The organism is Achromobacter seleniivolatilans, assembly GCF_030864005.1.
GTDB classification, from domain to species: Bacteria; Pseudomonadota; Gammaproteobacteria; order Burkholderiales; family Burkholderiaceae_B; genus Achromobacter; species Achromobacter seleniivolatilans.
In genome coordinates this window covers 1,324,739-1,341,529 of record NZ_CP132976.1, presented here as the reverse complement: position 1 = coordinate 1,341,529, position 16,791 = coordinate 1,324,739, and the positions used below count along the sequence as shown (strand labels likewise).

At 61.2% G+C, this 16,791-nt stretch carries 15 protein-coding genes; 8 read left to right on the top strand and 7 right to left on the bottom strand.

Features of this window, described 5'->3' with window-relative positions; genetic code table 11:
• Window positions 1-43: 43 nt before the first annotated feature.
• Window positions 44-640 carry a C40 family peptidase gene (locus tag RAS12_RS06005; protein ID WP_306946229.1) on the top strand — a complete coding sequence of 199 codons (597 nt, stop codon included), beginning with the start codon at window positions 44-46 and terminating at the stop codon, window positions 638-640.
• Between the two features lie 110 nt (window positions 641-750).
• Here the strand turns inward: RAS12_RS06005 and RAS12_RS06000 are convergent, their stop codons facing one another.
• Window positions 751-1,521 carry an SDR family oxidoreductase gene (locus tag RAS12_RS06000; RefSeq protein ID WP_306946227.1) on the bottom strand — a complete coding sequence of 257 codons (771 nt, stop codon included), beginning with the start codon at window positions 1,519-1,521 and terminating at the stop codon, window positions 751-753.
• 223 nt (window positions 1,522-1,744) lie between these two features.
• Between RAS12_RS06000 and RAS12_RS05995 the strand changes: the two genes are divergently transcribed.
• The 5 genes from RAS12_RS05995 to RAS12_RS05975 all read left to right on the top strand — a co-directional run bounded on the left by RAS12_RS05995 (window position 1,745) and on the right by RAS12_RS05975 (window position 6,725).
• Window positions 1,745-2,449, top strand: a complete 705-nt coding sequence (locus RAS12_RS05995; protein ID WP_306946225.1) for a c-type cytochrome — start codon at window positions 1,745-1,747, stop codon at window positions 2,447-2,449.
• Between the two features lie 98 nt (window positions 2,450-2,547).
• Entirely contained in the window at window positions 2,548-3,426 is an 879-nt protein-coding gene (locus RAS12_RS05990) for a c-type cytochrome (protein ID WP_306951324.1), read from the top strand.
• A 101-nt stretch (window positions 3,427-3,527) separates the two neighbouring features.
• Window positions 3,528-4,160, top strand: coding sequence for a guanylate kinase (gmk, locus tag RAS12_RS05985; RefSeq protein WP_306946224.1), 633 nt, complete (start codon window positions 3,528-3,530; stop codon window positions 4,158-4,160).
• Window positions 4,161-4,204: 44 nt separating this feature from the next.
• Entirely contained in the window at window positions 4,205-4,408 is a 204-nt protein-coding gene (rpoZ, locus tag RAS12_RS05980; RefSeq protein ID WP_006219679.1) for a DNA-directed RNA polymerase subunit omega, read from the top strand.
• Between the two features lie 22 nt (window positions 4,409-4,430).
• A complete protein-coding gene (locus RAS12_RS05975; protein ID WP_306946101.1) occupies window positions 4,431-6,725 on the top strand; it encodes a RelA/SpoT family protein in 2,295 nt (764 codons plus the stop codon).
• Window positions 6,726-6,833: 108 nt separating this feature from the next.
• Here the strand turns inward: RAS12_RS05975 and glnQ are convergent, their stop codons facing one another.
• From glnQ to glnH, 3 genes are all read right to left on the bottom strand, one after another.
• Window positions 6,834-7,562, bottom strand: coding sequence for a glutamine ABC transporter ATP-binding protein GlnQ (gene glnQ / locus RAS12_RS05970; protein WP_306946098.1), 729 nt, complete (start codon window positions 7,560-7,562; stop codon window positions 6,834-6,836).
• Complete coding sequence (glnP, locus tag RAS12_RS05965; protein WP_306946096.1) at window positions 7,559-8,215, bottom strand: glutamine ABC transporter permease GlnP; 657 nt, start codon at window positions 8,213-8,215, stop codon at window positions 7,559-7,561. Before glnP ends, glnQ begins: the two co-directional genes overlap by 4 nt.
• A gap of 174 nt (window positions 8,216-8,389) precedes the next feature.
• Window positions 8,390-9,142, bottom strand: coding sequence for a glutamine ABC transporter substrate-binding protein GlnH (gene glnH / locus RAS12_RS05960; protein WP_306946095.1), 753 nt, complete (start codon window positions 9,140-9,142; stop codon window positions 8,390-8,392).
• A 165-nt stretch (window positions 9,143-9,307) separates the two neighbouring features.
• Here glnH and RAS12_RS05955 point away from each other — a divergent pair, with 165 nt between their 5' ends.
• Complete coding sequence (locus tag RAS12_RS05955; RefSeq protein WP_306946093.1) at window positions 9,308-10,342, top strand: C45 family autoproteolytic acyltransferase/hydrolase; 1,035 nt, start codon at window positions 9,308-9,310, stop codon at window positions 10,340-10,342.
• Between the two features lie 74 nt (window positions 10,343-10,416).
• Here RAS12_RS05955 and RAS12_RS05950 read toward each other — a convergent pair whose 3' ends face one another.
• The 3 genes from RAS12_RS05950 to nudC all read right to left on the bottom strand — a co-directional run bounded on the left by RAS12_RS05950 (window position 10,417) and on the right by nudC (window position 15,537).
• Window positions 10,417-14,043, bottom strand: a complete 3,627-nt coding sequence (locus RAS12_RS05950; RefSeq protein WP_306946090.1) for a hydantoinase B/oxoprolinase family protein — start codon at window positions 14,041-14,043, stop codon at window positions 10,417-10,419.
• An 84-nt stretch (window positions 14,044-14,127) separates the two neighbouring features.
• The gene (locus tag RAS12_RS05945; RefSeq protein ID WP_306946088.1) at window positions 14,128-14,637 is read right to left on the bottom strand and encodes a winged helix DNA-binding protein; all 510 of its coding nucleotides are present in this window, start codon (window positions 14,635-14,637) and stop codon (window positions 14,128-14,130) included.
• Between the two features lie 129 nt (window positions 14,638-14,766).
• Entirely contained in the window at window positions 14,767-15,537 is a 771-nt protein-coding gene (gene nudC, locus RAS12_RS05940; protein ID WP_306946087.1) for an NAD(+) diphosphatase, read from the bottom strand.
• A 277-nt stretch (window positions 15,538-15,814) separates the two neighbouring features.
• Between nudC and RAS12_RS05935 the strand changes: the two genes are divergently transcribed.
• A complete protein-coding gene (locus tag RAS12_RS05935) occupies window positions 15,815-16,789 on the top strand; it encodes a TRAP transporter substrate-binding protein (RefSeq protein WP_306946085.1) in 975 nt (324 codons plus the stop codon).
• Window positions 16,790-16,791: the final 2 nt, after the last annotated feature.

The window sequence follows — 16,791 nt, the reverse complement described above, 5'->3', positions numbered from 1 at the left end:
TGGGTATAGCCATGCCGCCCACTCCGATTCTTGAAGTGACGTAATGACGCCGCCCACGCGAAAAGTCCGAATTGCCAATTTCAGCATTCCCGTATTTCTGTCAGCGCCCCTGCTTGCCCTGACCCTCTCCTGGATACCCGGCGCCGCTCAGGCGTCCGTTCCCTCCGAACAAGCCCGCTCCAGCCTGAATGGCCTGCGCCTGGCGCAAGAACCTACCGTGCCCACGCTGCGCGAACGCGTCGTGCAAGCCGGTCTGGATGCGATCGGCACCCCCTACAGCTGGGGTGGCGATGATGCCGACGGTTTTGATTGCAGCGGCTTGGTTCTGCATGTTTTCCGCGAAATCGCTGGTCTGGAACTCCCCCGCACCGCGCGCGCCCAGCGCAGCGAAGGGGCGACTGTTTCCAAGAAGAACGAACTGCGCCCTGGCGATCTGGTCTTCTTCGCAACCCGTGGACGGGGTGTGACCTCGCACGTTGGCATCTACATCGGCCAGAACAAATTCGTCCACGCGCCGCGCCGCGGCACCAAAGTGCGTGTCGATGAAATGAACAATCCCTACTGGACCAAGCGCTATGTCGGCGCGCGGCGTTACCTGGATACGACCCAAGGCCAGATGCTGGCCCAGGCGTCACGCTGATCAGCGTCAGGACGGCGGCGGTCCGCTAAAGAAAAAAGGCGTCCATCGGACGCCTTGCAGGGGTGGCACTCAAGCCTGCCGCGACATTAACGCGGCGGGCTTTCGCACGTTCAGCCCCGGCCCACGAAGGGCATATTGGTCGCCATGATCGTCATGAACTGCACGTTGGCTTCCAGCGGCAAGCGAGCCATCGCGGCAACGGCTTGCGCCACATGCGCGACGTCCATCCGGGGCTCGACCTTGGTACTGCCATCGGCCTGCAAGATGCCAGCGGCCATGCGTTCGGTCATGTCGGTTGCGGCGTTGCCGATATCGATCTGACCGCAAGCAATACCGTATTGCCGGCAATCCAGAGAAATCGACTTGGTAAGCCCGGTCACCGCATGTTTGGTGGCCGTATAGGCAATGGAATACGGGCGCGGCGCGTGCGCCGAGATGGACCCGTTATTGATGATGCGGCCGCCCTGCGGTGTTTGCGCCTTCATGATGCGGATAGCAGCTTGCGCGCACAAGAACATGCCGGTCAGGTTGGTATCGACCACCTCGCGCCAAAGGGCGACGGGCAGTTCCTCGATCGGCATCGCAGGCGCGCCACGGCCGGCGTTATTGAAGAGCACGTCCAGACGGCCATATTCGCGCTGCGCGGTGTCAAACAAGTCGCGCACGGCGTTCTCATCGGACACATCGGTGGGCACAACCAGCGCACGCACACCATCTTCACCCGCTGCTGTGCGGGTCGCTTCCAGGGGCTCGCGCCGGCGTCCTGCCAGCACGACCCGATAGCCTTGCGCCAATAATTCCAGCGCCACGGCGCGGCCAATTCCGGTACCGGCACCGGTTACTAAAGCGACGCGGGGCGGATCGATCTCGTTGGTATGCATCGGATTCTCCTTGTTATCAATGGCGTGATCCTACCCGAATCATTTTGGCGAAGGTGCAAGAGAAGGTTCCAACCGCGTCACACTTATCACGCGTTGCTCCAGATAATGAAAACCGCGTGTTCGATCAATCTTCCATTTCGGTATTGACCGGACACAAGTGTTTATATACTTTGCCGAAATTAGCTTATTACCAAAAAGCGCAATAGCTTTCCCGGAGCAGACAATGACCCCACGGTTCCTTCCCGCCGCGCTGGCCTGTGGCGTTCTATTTGCCGCTGCCGCCGCCAGCGCCCAGAGCGCGCCTGACGGCAAGCAAATCAGCATCCAGGGCGCCAATGGCGCGCCCGCCTGTATTACCTGTCACGGCGCTCGCGGCGAGGGCAATCCCGCTGCGGGCTTCCCGCAATTGGCGGGCATCGGCGCCAAGTACCTGGACGAACAGTTGGAAGCCATGGCCAATGGATCGCGCGTCAGTCCCATCATGGCCGCCACTGCCCGCGCCCTGGACCCGGCGCAGCGCGCAGCGGTCGCCAGTTACTACGCCGGGCTGCCCTCCCCGCTGGATACGGATCGTCTGGCCGCCACTGCCATGGCCCTTGCCAAACCGGCGGACACCGGCGCTTGGCTTGCCACCCGAGGAGCCTGGGACAAGAACGTGCCAGCCTGTAATCAGTGCCACGGTCCGGGAGGCATCGGCGTGGGTGCCAATTTCCCGAGCCTGGCCGGCCAGCCAGCAGCCTACATCGCGAGCCAATTGCGCGCTTGGCAGCAAGGCCAGCGTCCGCCCGGGCCCTTGGCTCTGATGCCTGCCGTTGCCACGCGCCTGACTGATGCCGAAATCGACGCCGTATCCGCCTACTACGCGGGTCTGCCCAAAGCTGCCGACCTGCTTGCCGCCCAGGCCAATCCTGCCACGGGAGCCAAGTAATGACGCTCTTCACCTTGCTCCGCTCGTTTACTGACACCCAGCGCATCGGCCAGTTGCGGCTACGGTTTCTCTCGCGCGCCGTGTTGGCCGCTGCCTGTATGACCACGCCCTGGATCGCGCAGGCCGCCGATGCCCCGCCCGCTTTCTCGCCCCCATCGGCTGCATCCTTGCCCGACACGGAATTTGGCAAGATCGTGCGCCAGGGCGAGCAGATTTTCCTGCACACCCCAAAGCTGGCAGCCAAGTTCACCGGCAATGATCTGAACTGCGCCAGCTGCCATCTGGACGCGGGCCGCCGTGCGGATTCCGCGCCGATGTGGGCGGCCTATGTGTTGTATCCCGCTTATCGCGCCAAGAACGAGCACGTCAACACGCTGGCCGAACGCCTGCAAGGCTGCTTTCGCTTCAGCATGAATGGCAAAGCGCCGCCGGCAGACGATCCCACGCTGACTGCGCTGCAAACCTATATGTTCTGGCTGGCAAGCAAGGCTCCGACCGGCGTCGTGCTTGCGGGACAGGGCTACCTGAAACTGCCGGCCCCCGCCCAAAAGGCCGATTACGTGCGCGGCAGCGAAGTCTATGCGCAGTACTGCGCGGTGTGTCACGGCGCCGACGGCGGCGGCCAGAAGAACGGCAAGCACTGGGTGTTCCCCGCCCTGTGGGGCGCGGATTCGTTCAATTGGGGCGCCGGCATGCATCAGATCGGCAACGCGGCCGGCTTCATCAAGGCCAACATGCCGTTGGGCCAAGGGGGCATGTTGAGCAACCAGGAAGCGTGGGACGTGGCGTACTTCATGAATGCGCACGAACGCCCGCAAGATCCTCGCTACACCGAATCCGTCGCCGCAACCCGCGCCAAATATCACGATTCGGACGACTCGCTGTACGGCATCGAGGTCAACGGCCACGTGCTGGGCAGTGATTCGCCGCCGCCCGGCGGCAAGCTGATCCAGGCCGCAGCCAAACCCGCAGGCTGACCGGCGGATTGAAAAATCGCGTGGCATGACGGGGTTTACCCCCTGCCGCGCCGCGCGATTTGCTAGACTTCTGGTCTTAGCATCACACGCCGGTCATATTCATGCACGCCAATCCCGGAAATGTCTTCATGGTCGTCGCGCCCAGCGGCGCGGGCAAATCCAGTCTGGTCAAGGCCTTGCTCCAGCAAGACCCATCCATCCTGCTCTCCATCTCGTGCACCACGCGCGCGCCCCGTCCGGGCGAAGAAGATGGCCGTGAATACCGATTTGTTTCCTCAGACGAGTTCAAGCGCATGCGCGAAGAACAAAATCTGCTGGAATGGGCGGAAGTCCATGGCAATTTCTACGGAACGCCGCGAGACCATATCGACAACGCCACCCGCGAAGGGCGCGACGTGCTGCTCGAAATCGACTGGCAAGGCGCTCGTCAGGTCAAACAGCGTTTTCCCAGCGCCATCGGCATTTTCGTGCTGCCGCCGTCGATCGAAGAATTGGAAAGCCGGTTAAAGGCTCGCGGCCAGGATGCGCCGCAAGTCATCGCGCGCCGGCTCATGGCGGCGGGCGGCGAAATCGCCCACGCGCCTGAATGCGAATATGTTATTATTAATCAAGAATTTAGCGTAGCCTTGTCGGAACTGATGCAAATCGTCAGCGCCGCAAGGCTGCGCTTTTCGTCTCAGGCCGCTCGGCATGCTCAGTTGTTCGCACAACTTGGCATTCCGGCAGAGCACTGATCCGAACGCATTCTCCCTATCATCCATCAGCACCAGGTGTCCTAATGGCTCGCATTACCGTCGAAGACTGTCTGAATCAAATCCCGAATCGTTTCAAGCTCACGCTGGCCGCGACGTACCGCGCCCGCGAGTTGGCGCAAGGCCATGCCCCGCGCCTGGACAGCAAAGACAAACCCACGGTCACTGCACTGCGCGAAATCGCGGGCGGCTTAACCGGCGTGGAAATGCTGCGCAAAGTTCCGACCTGATACGTTCGGGGGGGCGGCAAGCATGGCTTTTCCCGGGCTGAAGTACGCTTCATCTGGTCTGCTTGCCGCACTACGTGCTGGCTCCCGTCTAGGGCGCCGCACGGGCAAGAAAGACAAAAACTCCTCTACGCCAACGTCTGTCGCCGCGCAAGAAGCGGCAGACGCGATCGCTTCACCGGTCGCATCACTGGCGCCACTGACCGAAATCATCGGCAGTTATCTCGACCCGAAAGATGTAGAACGTGTGCGCGAAGCCTATCGCTTCGCGGACCAGGCCCACTTGGGCCAATTCCGCGCTAGCGGTTCGCCCTACATCTCTCACCCTATCGCTGTCACGGAAATCTGCGCAGGCTGGAAGCTGGACGTAAACGCCCTGTCCGCGGCCCTGCTGCACGACGTGATGGAAGACCAGGGCATCGCCAAGCACGAACTGGCGGAACGCTTTGGCCCTGAAGTGGCAGAACTGGTTGATGGCCTGTCCAAGCTGGATCGCCTGGACTTCGCCACCAAGGCCGAGCAACAGGCCGAGAGCTTTCGCAAGATGCTGCTGGCGATGGCGCGCGACGTGCGTGTCATCCTCATCAAGCTGGCCGACCGCCTGCACAATATGCGCACGCTGGACGCGGTCAATCCAGAAAAGCGCCGGCGCATTGCCCGTGAAACGCTGGACATCTATGCGCCTATCGCGCATCGGCTTGGCCTGAACCTGCTGTTCCGCGAACTGCAGGATCTGTGCTTTGCGGCCATGTACCCGAACCGGTATCAGGTGCTGTACAAGGCCGTGCTGGCCGCACGCGGCAATCGCCGCGAGGTCATCACCAAAATCGCCGACTCCGTGCGGGCTTCCCTGCCCGCCGCTGGCATCGAAGCCGAAGTCACCGGCCGCGAAAAAACGCTTTATGGCATCTATCGCAAGATGGTTGACCAGAAAAAGTCGTTTTCCGATGTGCTGGATATCTACGGTTTTCGCGTCATCGTGCATACGCTGCCCGAGTGCTATCTGGCGCTGGGCACGCTGCATCAGCTGTATCGGCCCGTACCGGGCAAGTTCAAGGACTACATCGCCATCCCCAAGGTGAACGGCTATCAGTCCTTGCATACGACGCTGGTCGGTCCTTACGGCACGCCGGTGGAATTCCAATTCCGCACGCGCGACATGCATCACGTGGCCGAAGAAGGCGTGGCCTCGCACTGGCTGTACAAGGGCGCCGACCTGACCTTGAACGACCTGCAAAAACGCACCCATCAATGGTTGCAGTCGCTGCTGGACATTCAAAGCCAAACCGGTGATTCCGGCGAATTCCTGGAACATGTCAAAGTTGATCTGTTCCCGGATGCGGTCTACGTCTTCACGCCTCGCGGCAAGATCATTTCACTGCCCCGCGGCGCGACGCCAGTGGACTTCGCCTACGCGATTCACACCGACATCGGCAACCAGGCAGTGGCCGCCAAGGTCAACGGGGAGTTCGTACCGTTGCGCACCGAGCTCAATAGCGGCGACACGGTAGAAATCGTGACCTCGCCCGCATCGCGCCCCAATGCGCAATGGCTCAACTATGTGCGCACCGGGCGCGCTCGCTCCGAAATCCGGCACTACCTGCGCACGGTCAAGTACGAAGAATCCGTGGCCTTTGGCGAACGTCTGTTGGGTCAGGCATTGCAAGAGCTGCATATGCCCATGCCCGCCACTGATGACCCTGCCTGGCAGAAACTGGCGCGCAGCACCGGCGCCAGTTCGCGTGAGGAAATCCTGGCCGATATCGGGCTGGGCAAGCGTCTTGCCGCCGTAGTAGCGCGGCGCTTTGCACCCGAGCATCAACTGGTGGCAACAACGGCCGCCGCCGTGGACGAACTGACATCCGCGCGCAGCGCGCCCATCCTGATCCAGGGCAACGAAGGCCAGGCCGTACAGCTTGCGCCGTGCTGCGGCCCCCTGCCCGGCGACCCCATCGTTGCCGGCATGCGCATGGGTCATGGACTGGTCGTGCACACGGCTGACTGCCCGGTTGCCATGCGCCAGCGCCTGCGCGAACCGGAACGCTGGATCAACGTGGGCTGGGACGCGCACACCGCCAAGCACCTGGCTACGCGCCTGGACATCATCACCCGCAACGAGCGCGGCGTGCTGGGCCGCCTGGCAGCCGAAGTGACCGCCGCCGACGCCAACATCATGCACGTCACGATGCACGACGATGCGGTTTCCACGGTGTCCTTGCACTTGACGATTCAGGTCGACAGCCGCAAGCACCTGGCTCAGGTCATCCGCGCTATCCGCCATGTGCCGCAGGTGCAAAAGATCGTTCGTGTGAAGGGCTGACCGCGTCACGGCAACCCAACGGACAGCAGGAAACAAAGCGCCCCGCGATGCAAATCGCGGGGCGCTTTTTCTCTTGTACGTGGCAGCATCAATGGCCTGCCGCAGTCCTCAGGTCACGTGCTGCAGGAAATCCTTCAAGCGCTGGCTGGGCGGATTACTGAGCAATTCCGCCGGAGGCCCATCGTGCGCGATCTTGCCCGCGTCGATAAAAATCAAACGGCTGCCGACCTTGCGCGCGAATTCCATTTCATGGGTGACGACCACCATCGTCATGCCCTCTTCCGCCAGATCGCGCATGACCTTCAGCACTTCATGGCGCAGCTCCGGGTCCAGCGCGGACGTGGGTTCATCGAACAGCATCAGCTTGGGCTTGATGGCCAGGGCGCGGGCAATCGCCACACGCTGTTGCTGACCACCGGACAGCTCCGCCGGGTAATGATTCATGCGTTCGGCCAAGCCCACCTTGTCCAGCAGCGCTTCGGCCAGCTTGCGTGATTCGTCGCGCCCCTGGCCGCGCGTGTGCACAGGCCCGAACATCACGTTTTCCAGCGCCGTCATCTGCGGAAACAGATTGAACTGCTGGAACACCATGCCGGCCTCGCGCCGGATCTCGCGCACTTGCGCCGAGTCTCCTTTAACGCTCAAGCCGTCCACCAGCAGATCACCGCTATTGATGGTCTCCAGCACATTGATACAGCGCAGGAACGTGGATTTGCCTGAACCCGACGGGCCCACCACCACCACGACTTCGCCCGCATCGATATTCAGCGTGATGCCATTGAGCACCATGGATTCGCCAAACCGCTTGGTGACGTTATGAAATTCAACCATGCTCATAATATGCGCATCCTCTTTTCCACCAGGTGCAGGCCCAGCGCCATCAAGCCGGTCAGGATCAGGTAGACGATCGCGACGGCAGACCATATCTCGACAGCACGGAAATTGCTGGCCATGATTTCCTGGCCCTGACGAGTCAGTTCCGCGACGCCGATCACGATGAAAAGCGACGAATCCTTCAAGCTGATAATGCACTGGTTGCCCAGCGGCGGGATCATGCGGCGAAACGCAACCGGCCCAATGATATGGAACAGAATTTTGTGAAACGGCAGACCCATGGCCTGCCCGGCTTCTTTCAGACCCTTGTGTACCGACAACAATGCGCCGCGCACGATTTCGGAGATATACGCGCCCGAATTGATGATGAGCGTGACGATGGCCGCCCACTCAGCATCGACCCGGATGTTCGCCAGCAGCGGCAAGGCGAAGTAAATGAACATCACCTGCACAACAATTGGCGTACCGCGAATGACCGCGACATAGACCTGCGCAATGCCCGACAGGATGGGGTGTCCGTAGGCCCGAGTCACGCCTGACAGCGCACCCAGCAGAAAACCGCCAAGCAGACCCCAGAACGTGATCTTGATGGTCATCAGCGTGCCCTCAAGCAAGTTGGGCCACGCATTCCAGACTACAGTCCAGTCAAACTCCACGATATTCCCCCTCGAGCGCCATCGCGCGCCGCATCATGGCAAAGCCGCCCAATGGCTCAAGCGGCACGGGGCCGCCCGGCTGGCGCCCGGTGTCCCGTAAAGAGACTACCGGAACCCGCAACCGCCGGGCGGCCCCGAATCAAACCAAAAAGACTAAACAATCAGCGCTGCCGCTTACGGCTTCTTGCCGAACCACTTTTCGTAGATGGCGTCGTACTGGCCATTGGCCTTCAAGGTAGCCAGCGCTTTGTTCACCTGCGGGACCAGATCGCTGCCCTTGGGGAACGCAATGCCGTAGAAGTCGCCGCTCTTGACCGAGCCGACCACCTTGACGCGGCCCTTGCCCGCCGTATTGGCGTAGTACTGGACATTGGGGGTGTCATGCACAGCGGCATCCACACGGCCCGTGGCCAGTTCCAGATAGGCATTGTCGATATTCGGGAACAGCTTGAGCTTGGCGTCCGGCACCTGGGCTTTCAGGAAATCCACCGTGGCAGTGCCCGTCTTGACGGCGACGGTCTTGCCCGACAGGGACTTGGCATCCTTGATGTCGGTGTTCTTGTCTCCCACCAGAATGGCCAAGCCGCTTTCGTAGTAGGGATCAGAGAAATCGATGACCTTCTTGCGGTCATCGCGGATGGTGATGCCGGCAAGCGCGGCGTCGATATTCTTGGTTTGCAGGCCCGGAATGATGCCGTTGAAGTCCATCGGCTGAAGCTTGTACTTCAGGTTGAGTTCCTTGGCGATTGCTGCCCAAAGATCCACGTCAAAACCCACGTAGGTATTACCCTGCTTGAATTCGAACGGCACGAAAGCGGTATCGGTGGCCACCACCAATTCCTTGCCCTGGGCCTGCGCGCCGGAGACGGCGCCGAACATGGCTACGGACAGGCCAACCAAAGCGGCGGCGACTTTACGTTTGATCATGAAACTCTCCTCTTGGGGACCGTCGGCACCCCGGGGTTGTTGTAGGGGCATGATTCCTGGCTACGCCGGGGTCACCGGTGCAACGTATTGGGGATCTTAACGCATCCGTCCCCACCCGGCAGAGCTTAGAAAAATTACAATCCCGATGACACCCGGAGAATCCCCATGCCCTACAAATATGTGCGCATTGCTGGAAATCGGCGCCAGATTGGCCAAGCGCTAGGCAAGCTTGCCCGTCCACTGATGTCGGTTTACCTCAAGCAAAGCGGAACGTGGGAAGCCCTGCGCCCCTGGCGCGGCCATCCGTATTTGCAGGAGCTGGCCGAACAGGCAAAAGCGGCTGTGCCGGCAATTTGGGAGGAATTGGAGGGTTTGGCAGACGGCCTGCGCATGCCGCTCGACGATGTGCTGCTGTGGAATTGCCGCGGAGACCTGCTCCACAACACCACCGACGGCTGCACTTCGGCCGCCTTGAAAGCTGCGGACGGCACGCGCTGGATCGCCCACAACGAAGATGGCGATCCTTATCTATATGGCCGCTGCTATCTGGTGGACGTCGCGATGGAAGACGCCCCGGGTTACCTCAGCTTTTACTATCCCGGCTCTTTGCCTGGACATACCTTCGGCGCCAATCGGGCTGGCTTGGTGCAGACCATCAACAACCTGCGCACCCGGCAACGTCAACCGGGAGTTCCACGCATGTTCCTGGCGCGCGCCGTGCTCGATTGCTCCACGCTGGACGAAGCCATCGACCTGCTGCGCGACACGCCGCACTCAGGCGGCTTTCACCATATGCTGGGATCGGCGTCGGACCCGCGCCTGTTCAGCGCCGAAGTCACGCCAGGGGCCGTTTCCATTTTGGATATCGGCACGCGCTATGGCCATGCCAATCACATGATTCACGTTGAAACGCGCGGGCAAGCGCAGCTGATTACCGAATCGTCGCGCGCGCGGCAGAATCGCATTGAAGGCATTGTTGACGGCTGGTCGCCCGAGACCACCAGCGCAGACCTGCTGGCCGCGCTGCATGACACGCAAGGAAAACTGCCCATCCTGCGTACCGCCACCGATGATCCCGATGCCGAGAACACGCTGGCAACAGCGGTGTTCGAGATCCGGGATGAAGAAGTGACGTTGCGGGTATATGACCGCCGATCAAAGGCGGACATTGCCCTGGATGTGATGTCCGACCCGGATTGAGTCCGGACCGGCCACCACCGCCGCAAAATCCGCCGGTACCGCGCACAAGCCGCGGATACCGGCAGAGAGCAGCGTCAAGCCTGCCCGTAACCCCCGCCTCCGGGCGTTTCAACCACGAACACGTCACCGGGGTGCAGTTGCGCGCTGTCTTGCGGGCCAAGCTCCTGGATGGTGCCGTCAACGCGCTCGACCGTGTTGCGGCCCATTGCGCCCGGTTGCCCGCCAGACAGACCGAACGGCGCGAACCGGCGGTTGTTCGACAGGATCGCTGCGGTCATGTCTTCCAGGAAGCGAATGCGGCGTATGCCGCCCTCGCCGCCCGGATACCGGCCTGCGCCGCCCGAGCCCTTGCGGATCTCGTAAGACTCCAACCGTACCGGGAAACGGAATTCCAGCACTTCCGGGTCCGTCAGGCGCGAATTGGTCATATGCGCCTGCACCACCGACGTGCCGGCAAAGCCTTCATCGTGCGGACCAGCCGCATCGATGCGGACCGGACCTGCGCCTGTGCCGCCCGAGATGGTCTCGTAGTACTGATGCCGCGCATTGCCGAACGTGAAGTTGTTCATGGTGCCCTGGCTGGCCGCCAGCACCCCCAACGCGCCGTACAGCGCGTTGACAATGCACATGGACGTTTCCACGTTGCCCGCCACCACCGAAGCCGGTGAATTCGGACGCAGCATCGAGCCTTCCGGCACGATGATCGACAGCGGCACGAGGCAACCGTCGTTCAGCGGGATGTCGTCGTTGACCATCGTGCGGAACACATACAGCACCGCTGCCACGGCAATCGCGCCGGGTGCGTTGAAGTTGTTTTCCAGCTGGGCAGACGTGCCCGTGAAGTCCACCACAGCGGTACGCGCCTGATTGTCCACCTTTACGGCCACCCGGATGACTGCGCCGTTATCCAACGGATACTCGTAGCTGCCGTCCTTCAATACGGAGATCACGCGGCGCACCGCCTCTTCGGCGTTGTCCTGCACGTGGCCCATATAAGCCTGCACCACATCCAGACCAAAGTGATCGCACATGCGCAGCAGCTCTTGCACGCCCTTTTCGTTGGCGGCGATCTGCGCGTGCATGTCCGCGATGTTCTGGTCCGGATTGCGTGCCGGCCAGCGGCCCGAGCCCAGGATGTCGCGCGCGGCTTGCTCGCGGAACTCCCCGTTCTTCACCAGCTGGAAGTTGGTGAACAGCACGCCCTCGTCTTCCACCGTCTTGGAATCCGGCGGCATGGAGCCCGGCGTTGTGCCGCCGATATCGGCGTGGTGGCCGCGCGAGCCCACATAGAACAGGATGTTGCGGCCAGCGTGGTCGAACACCGGCGTGATGATCGTCACGTCGGGCAAGTGCGTGCCGCCGTGGTAAGGATCATTCACCACGTAGGCGTCGCCCGGCATCATGCGGCCAGCGTTGGCATTCATGACCGTGCGCACCGACTCGCCCATCGAACCCAAGTGCACGGGCATGTGCGGCGCGTTGGCGATCAAGCGGGCCTGAGCGTCGAAAATTGCGCAAGAGAAGTCCAGGCGCTCTTTGATGTTGACCGAATAAGCCGTGTTTTGCAGACGGTATCCCATCTGCTCGGCGATCGACATAAAGAGGTTGTTGAACACTTCCAGCATGACCGGATCGGCTTGCGTGCCGACCGTGCGGCGCTCAAGACGGGCCTCGACACGGCGAATCACAAAGTGATCCTGCGCCGTCAGTTCCGCTTGCCAACCGGGTTCAACGACCGTGGTCTGGTTGGGTTCGGAAATGATGGCAGGACCCGGCACCACGTCGCCGCCCGCCATGTCTTCGCGCACATACAAAGGCGTATCGCGCCAGGCGCCCGCGCTGTACATACTGACCACGCGGCGAGCTGACAGCGCGCCTTCGCGCGTGCGTGAGGTCGACGCCTCGCTGACCCGTTCGCCGCCGCCTGTTGCTTCCACCGAAATGGTCTCCACGACCAATTCGCGGTTGGGCATCAGGAACGAGTAGCGCTGACGATAAGCAGATTCAAAATCCTGGCGCGCTTGATCCAAATCGGAATAAGCCACTTCCAGCGACGTATCCGTGCCGCGGTATTTCAGGTGCAGACGGCGTTGAACGCTGATGTCGCTTTCGGCCACATGCTGGCGGCGCAACTCGCCAACCGCTTGGCCTGCCAACACGTCCAGCTCGTCTTTCAGCGAGGCCATCAAGCTGGCATCCAGTACCTTTTCGACCGTCTTCTGGCGCATATCGGTCTGGTCAGCCAGGCCCATGCCGTAAGCGGACAGTACGCCACCCAGCGGGTGCGCGAACACCGTGGTCATGCCCAGCGCATCGGCGACCAGGCAAGCATGCTGGCCGCCCGCGCCGCCGAATACCGTCAACGCGTATTCGGTGACATCGTGACCACGCTGCACCGAGATGCGCTTGATGGCTTCGGCCATGTTGCCCACGGCAATTTCCAGAAAGCCTTCGGCCAGTTGTTCGGGCGACATCTCGCGGCCGGTGGCGGCACGCACTTCGTCAGACATCGCGGCAAAGCGTTCGGCCACGGCGTCGCGGTCCAGCGCTTCGTTCGCGTCCGGACCAAACACCTTCGGAAAGAAATCGGGCTGAATCTTGCCCAGCAAGACGTTGCAGTCCGTCACGGCCAGCGGACCGCCACGGCGATAGCAGGCCGGGCCGGGATTGGCGCCTGCGGAGTCGGGGCCGACGCGCAAACGCGCACCGTCGAAATGCAGGATGGAGCCGCCGCCCGCCGCAACCGTGTGAATGCTCATCATCGGAGCGCGCATGCGCACACCCGCGACCTGCGTTTCAAATTCGCGTTCGAATTCGCCGGCGTAGTGGGACACGTCTGTGGACGTGCCACCCATGTCAAAGCCGATGACCTTCGGGAAACCCGCGATTTCGCTGGTGCGCACCATACCCACGATGCCGCCGGCAGGTCCGGACAGAATGGCGTCCTTGCCACGGAAGCGGTGCGCGTCGGTCAAGCCACCGCTGGATTGCATGAACATCAAGCGAATGCCGGGCAGCTCGCCCGCCACCTGGTCCACATAACGCTTCAGGATGGGCGACAAATAGGCATCCACCACGGTCGTGTCGCCACGCGACACAAACTTGATCAGCGGGCTGACTTCGTGCGAGGCCGACACCTGCGTAAAGCCGACTTCGCGAGCAATGCGGGCAGCGCGCTGCTCGTGCTCCGTAGCGTGCCAGGCGTGCATGAACACGATGGCAACGGCGCGAACGCCCGTGTCGTATACGGCCTGCATGCCTAGCCGCAGCGCGGCCTCGTCTAGTTCGCGGATGACTTCGCCGTCGGCGGCCACGCGCTCGTCGGCTTCAACCACCGACTCGTACAACATCTCGGGCAACAGCACGTTGCGGTCAAACAGGCGCGGGCGGTTCTGGTAGGCAATGCGCAAGGCATCACGGAAACCGCGCGTCGTGACCAGCAAGGTGCGTTCGCCCTTGCGTTCCAGCAAGGCGTTGGTCGCGACGGTCGTGCCCATCTTCACGCATTCAACCTGCTCCACCGGCACGGGCTGGCCGGGCGCAATGCCCAGCAGCTTGCGTATGCCGGCCACGGCTGCGTCACGGTACTGCTCGGGGTTTTCCGACAGCATCTTCGCGGTGGTGGTGGAGCCATCGGGGCGCCGCGCCACGATGTCGGTAAAGGTGCCCCCACGATCAATCCAGAATTGCCACTTCTTCATACGAGTCCTCGATAACAAGAGGCCGCCACGGCGCGTGCGGCCACGGTCGGGTTGCTGATGACGGGGCATGCCCCGAGTGTTTGATTAGAGAGAGGTTGCGGCGCGCGCGGCCTGGTCATACAGGCCGGACAAGGCGCGCAGCGTGTGCGCCAGTTGACGGCTGAATTCCAGCCCGCCCCCGCCCGGCGCGTCCAGGCCAGCGGTCAGGCATTGCTCGCGGATTTCGCCATAGCGCTTCAAGATGGCCGCGCCTTCAGGCGTGACGCTGTAGAAGACTTCCTTGCTGCTGCGTTCGCCCGTTACCACACCCAAGCGATCCAGTTTTTTCAACGCATAGCTGACGATGTGGGTGTCTTCGACATTCAGCGTGAAGCAAATGTCGGCCAATTTCTTGGGACGCTGCCGGTGATAAACGTGATGAAACACCATCACGTCCGTGGGAGTCAGGTCGGGCAGCCCGGCAGCGGCCATACATCGCACCGTCCAGCGGTCAAACGCATGGCTGGCGATCATCAGGCCGAATTCCACTTCGGATAGATCGGGGGCACTGCCGCCAGCCAAATGGGCTGACGAGGCAATCAGAGGGGAGCTCATGTAAGGCGACACCCAAGTTTATTTGAGTGAAATACTAATAATTTATCTATATTTCATCAATAAAAAATAAGCATGGACGTCGAATTTCGAGGGAATACCCCTATGAATGCCGGATATACAAGCCCCCTCTCAGGGGGCCGACCAGCCCATCGGAAGGTTCGCCCGGATCAGCCAGCCCGCAATCGAAATGCGTGGCGCGATATCGGGCATGGGGTCGCCCGGCCCAAACCAGCGGGCGTCGGCGATCTCGTCTTCTTGCACCCGGATATCGCCGGACACGTAATCCGCCGTGTAGGCCACCATCAATGAATGGGGGAACGGCCAGGACTGGCTGCCGAAATATTGCAGGTTGCCGACTTTCAGGCCCACCTCTTCGTAGACCTCGCGGTGCACGGTCTGTTCAATGCTTTCGCCCGGTTCCACAAATCCCGCAAGCGCTGTGTAGCGCGACGTAGCTGTCGTGGTGTGCCGGGCCAGCAGAATGCTGTCGCCTTTGCGGATCAACACCATCATGGCGGGTGAAATACGGGGATAGGCGGAAAAGCCGCAGGACGGGCAGCGCAGGCAGAACTCATGGGCGACCCGCTCGGCAGGCGTGCCGCAGACACCGCAGAAACGGTGCGTGCGCGCCCACTCGGCGATCTGATAGGCGCGCCCCGCCAGCGCTATGCGGTCATCGTCGAAGACACCAAACAAAGACCGCAGTTTCTTGAAGGCGTAGCCCTCGGGCGCATCGATACCGGGTTCCACGTGCATGGTTCGATACGGCGAATCAGGCGCCATCCATACCGGTTGCAGCGCGGCTACAGGCAAGCCGATGCGCTCACATAGCGCCGTGTCCGGCAACACGCTGGAGGTTTCTTCAACCAGCAATTCATCACGGCGGAAAACGAAATTCACACAAGCCTCGGCACACTTTTTCAATCCTGCAATCTTAGAAGAAAACGCGGCTCCAGAGACGCCAGAATTTGAATCTGCGGAAAGTTTGAATCTTCAACCATTCACTCAATCGCGCTCTAAGGAATTACCCGTAAAAACACGTTTTAGTTGCCCAGTGTTACCGCTCGGCCACATAGAATGGCACGGCTTTTCAGCTATGCGTCAACCGCGCCTTGCTCTCTTTCGCAATGCCTATCGGGCAGAACCCGTTTTCACCATTCGCAAAGAAGGACCACCCATGCACAAGAAAATCACACTGCTTGCCGGCAGCATCGTTCTGGCATTCAGCACGGGCGCTCAGGCGCAGACCAAGTGGGATCTGCCCTCCGCTTATCCGGCCAGCAACTTCCACGTTGAGAACCTGAATACCTTCGTCAAGAACGTGGACACGCTGTCCGAAGGCAAGCTGAAGATCCAGTTGCACAACAATGCATCGCTGTACAAGGCTCCCGAAATCAAGCGCGCGGTGCAAGGCAACCAGGCGCAGATCGGTGAAATCTTGCTGACCAACTTCGCCAACGAAGATCCGATCTACGAATTGGACGGCCTGCCCTTTTTGGCTACCGGTTACGACGCGTCTTACAAGCTTTACCAAGCGCAGAAGCCTTTTCTGGAAAAGAAGCTTGCCGCGCACGGCATGACCTTGCTGTACGCAGTGGCTTGGCCGCCCCAAGGCATCTTTGCCAACAAAGACATCAAGCAGATCAACGACATGAAGGGCCTGAAGTGGCGCGCATACAGCCCTGTCACGGCCAAGATTGCCGAACTGGTCGGCGCGCAGCCGGTCACGGTGCAGCAGGCTGAACTGGCGCAGGCGCTGGCTACCGGCGTGATCGACTCCTATATGTCGTCCGCTTCCACCGGCTACGACACCAAGACGTACGAATACATCAAGAAGTTCTACGACACGCAGGCCTGGCTGCCCAAGAACGCCATCATCGTGAACAAGAAGGCCTTCGAAGCGCTGGACCCGGCCACGCAGGAAGCCTTGAAGAAGGCTGGCGCGCAGGCTGAGGAACGCGGCTGGAAGCTGTCGCAGGAAAAGAACAAGTGGTATCAGGAAGAGCTGGCCAAGAACGGCATGGAAACCATCAAGCCTACGGTCGAGCTGAAGGAAGGCCTGTCGGTGATCGGCAAGCGCATGCTCGATGACTGGCTGAAGAAAGCCGGCGCGGACGGCCAAGCCATGATCGACGCCTACAAGAAGCAGTGATA

What these genes read in the sequence shown, in the direction of transcription:
- RAS12_RS05975 (WP_306946101.1), top strand. Translation starts at nt 4,431, where the DNA reads ATGGCTTTTCCCGGGCTGAAGTACGCTTCATCTGGTCTGCTTGCCGCA.
- RAS12_RS05995 (WP_306946225.1), top strand. Translation starts at nt 1,745, where the DNA reads ATGACCCCACGGTTCCTTCCCGCCGCGCTGGCCTGTGGCGTTCTATTT.
- RAS12_RS05955 (WP_306946093.1), top strand. Translation starts at nt 9,308, where the DNA reads ATGCCCTACAAATATGTGCGCATTGCTGGAAATCGGCGCCAGATTGGC.
- RAS12_RS05935 (WP_306946085.1), top strand. Translation starts at nt 15,815, where the DNA reads ATGCACAAGAAAATCACACTGCTTGCCGGCAGCATCGTTCTGGCATTC.
- RAS12_RS06000 (WP_306946227.1), bottom strand. Translation starts at nt 1,521, where the DNA reads ATGCATACCAACGAGATCGATCCGCCCCGCGTCGCTTTAGTAACCGGT.
- RAS12_RS05990 (WP_306951324.1), top strand. Translation starts at nt 2,548, where the DNA reads ATGACCACGCCCTGGATCGCGCAGGCCGCCGATGCCCCGCCCGCTTTC.
- RAS12_RS06005 (WP_306946229.1), top strand. Translation starts at nt 44, where the DNA reads ATGACGCCGCCCACGCGAAAAGTCCGAATTGCCAATTTCAGCATTCCC.
- rpoZ (WP_006219679.1), top strand. Translation starts at nt 4,205, where the DNA reads ATGGCTCGCATTACCGTCGAAGACTGTCTGAATCAAATCCCGAATCGT.
- RAS12_RS05950 (WP_306946090.1), bottom strand. Translation starts at nt 14,043, where the DNA reads ATGAAGAAGTGGCAATTCTGGATTGATCGTGGGGGCACCTTTACCGAC.
- gmk (WP_306946224.1), top strand. Translation starts at nt 3,528, where the DNA reads ATGCACGCCAATCCCGGAAATGTCTTCATGGTCGTCGCGCCCAGCGGC.
- glnH (WP_306946095.1), bottom strand. Translation starts at nt 9,142, where the DNA reads ATGATCAAACGTAAAGTCGCCGCCGCTTTGGTTGGCCTGTCCGTAGCC.
- glnQ (WP_306946098.1), bottom strand. Translation starts at nt 7,562, where the DNA reads ATGAGCATGGTTGAATTTCATAACGTCACCAAGCGGTTTGGCGAATCC.
- RAS12_RS05945 (WP_306946088.1), bottom strand. Translation starts at nt 14,637, where the DNA reads ATGAGCTCCCCTCTGATTGCCTCGTCAGCCCATTTGGCTGGCGGCAGT.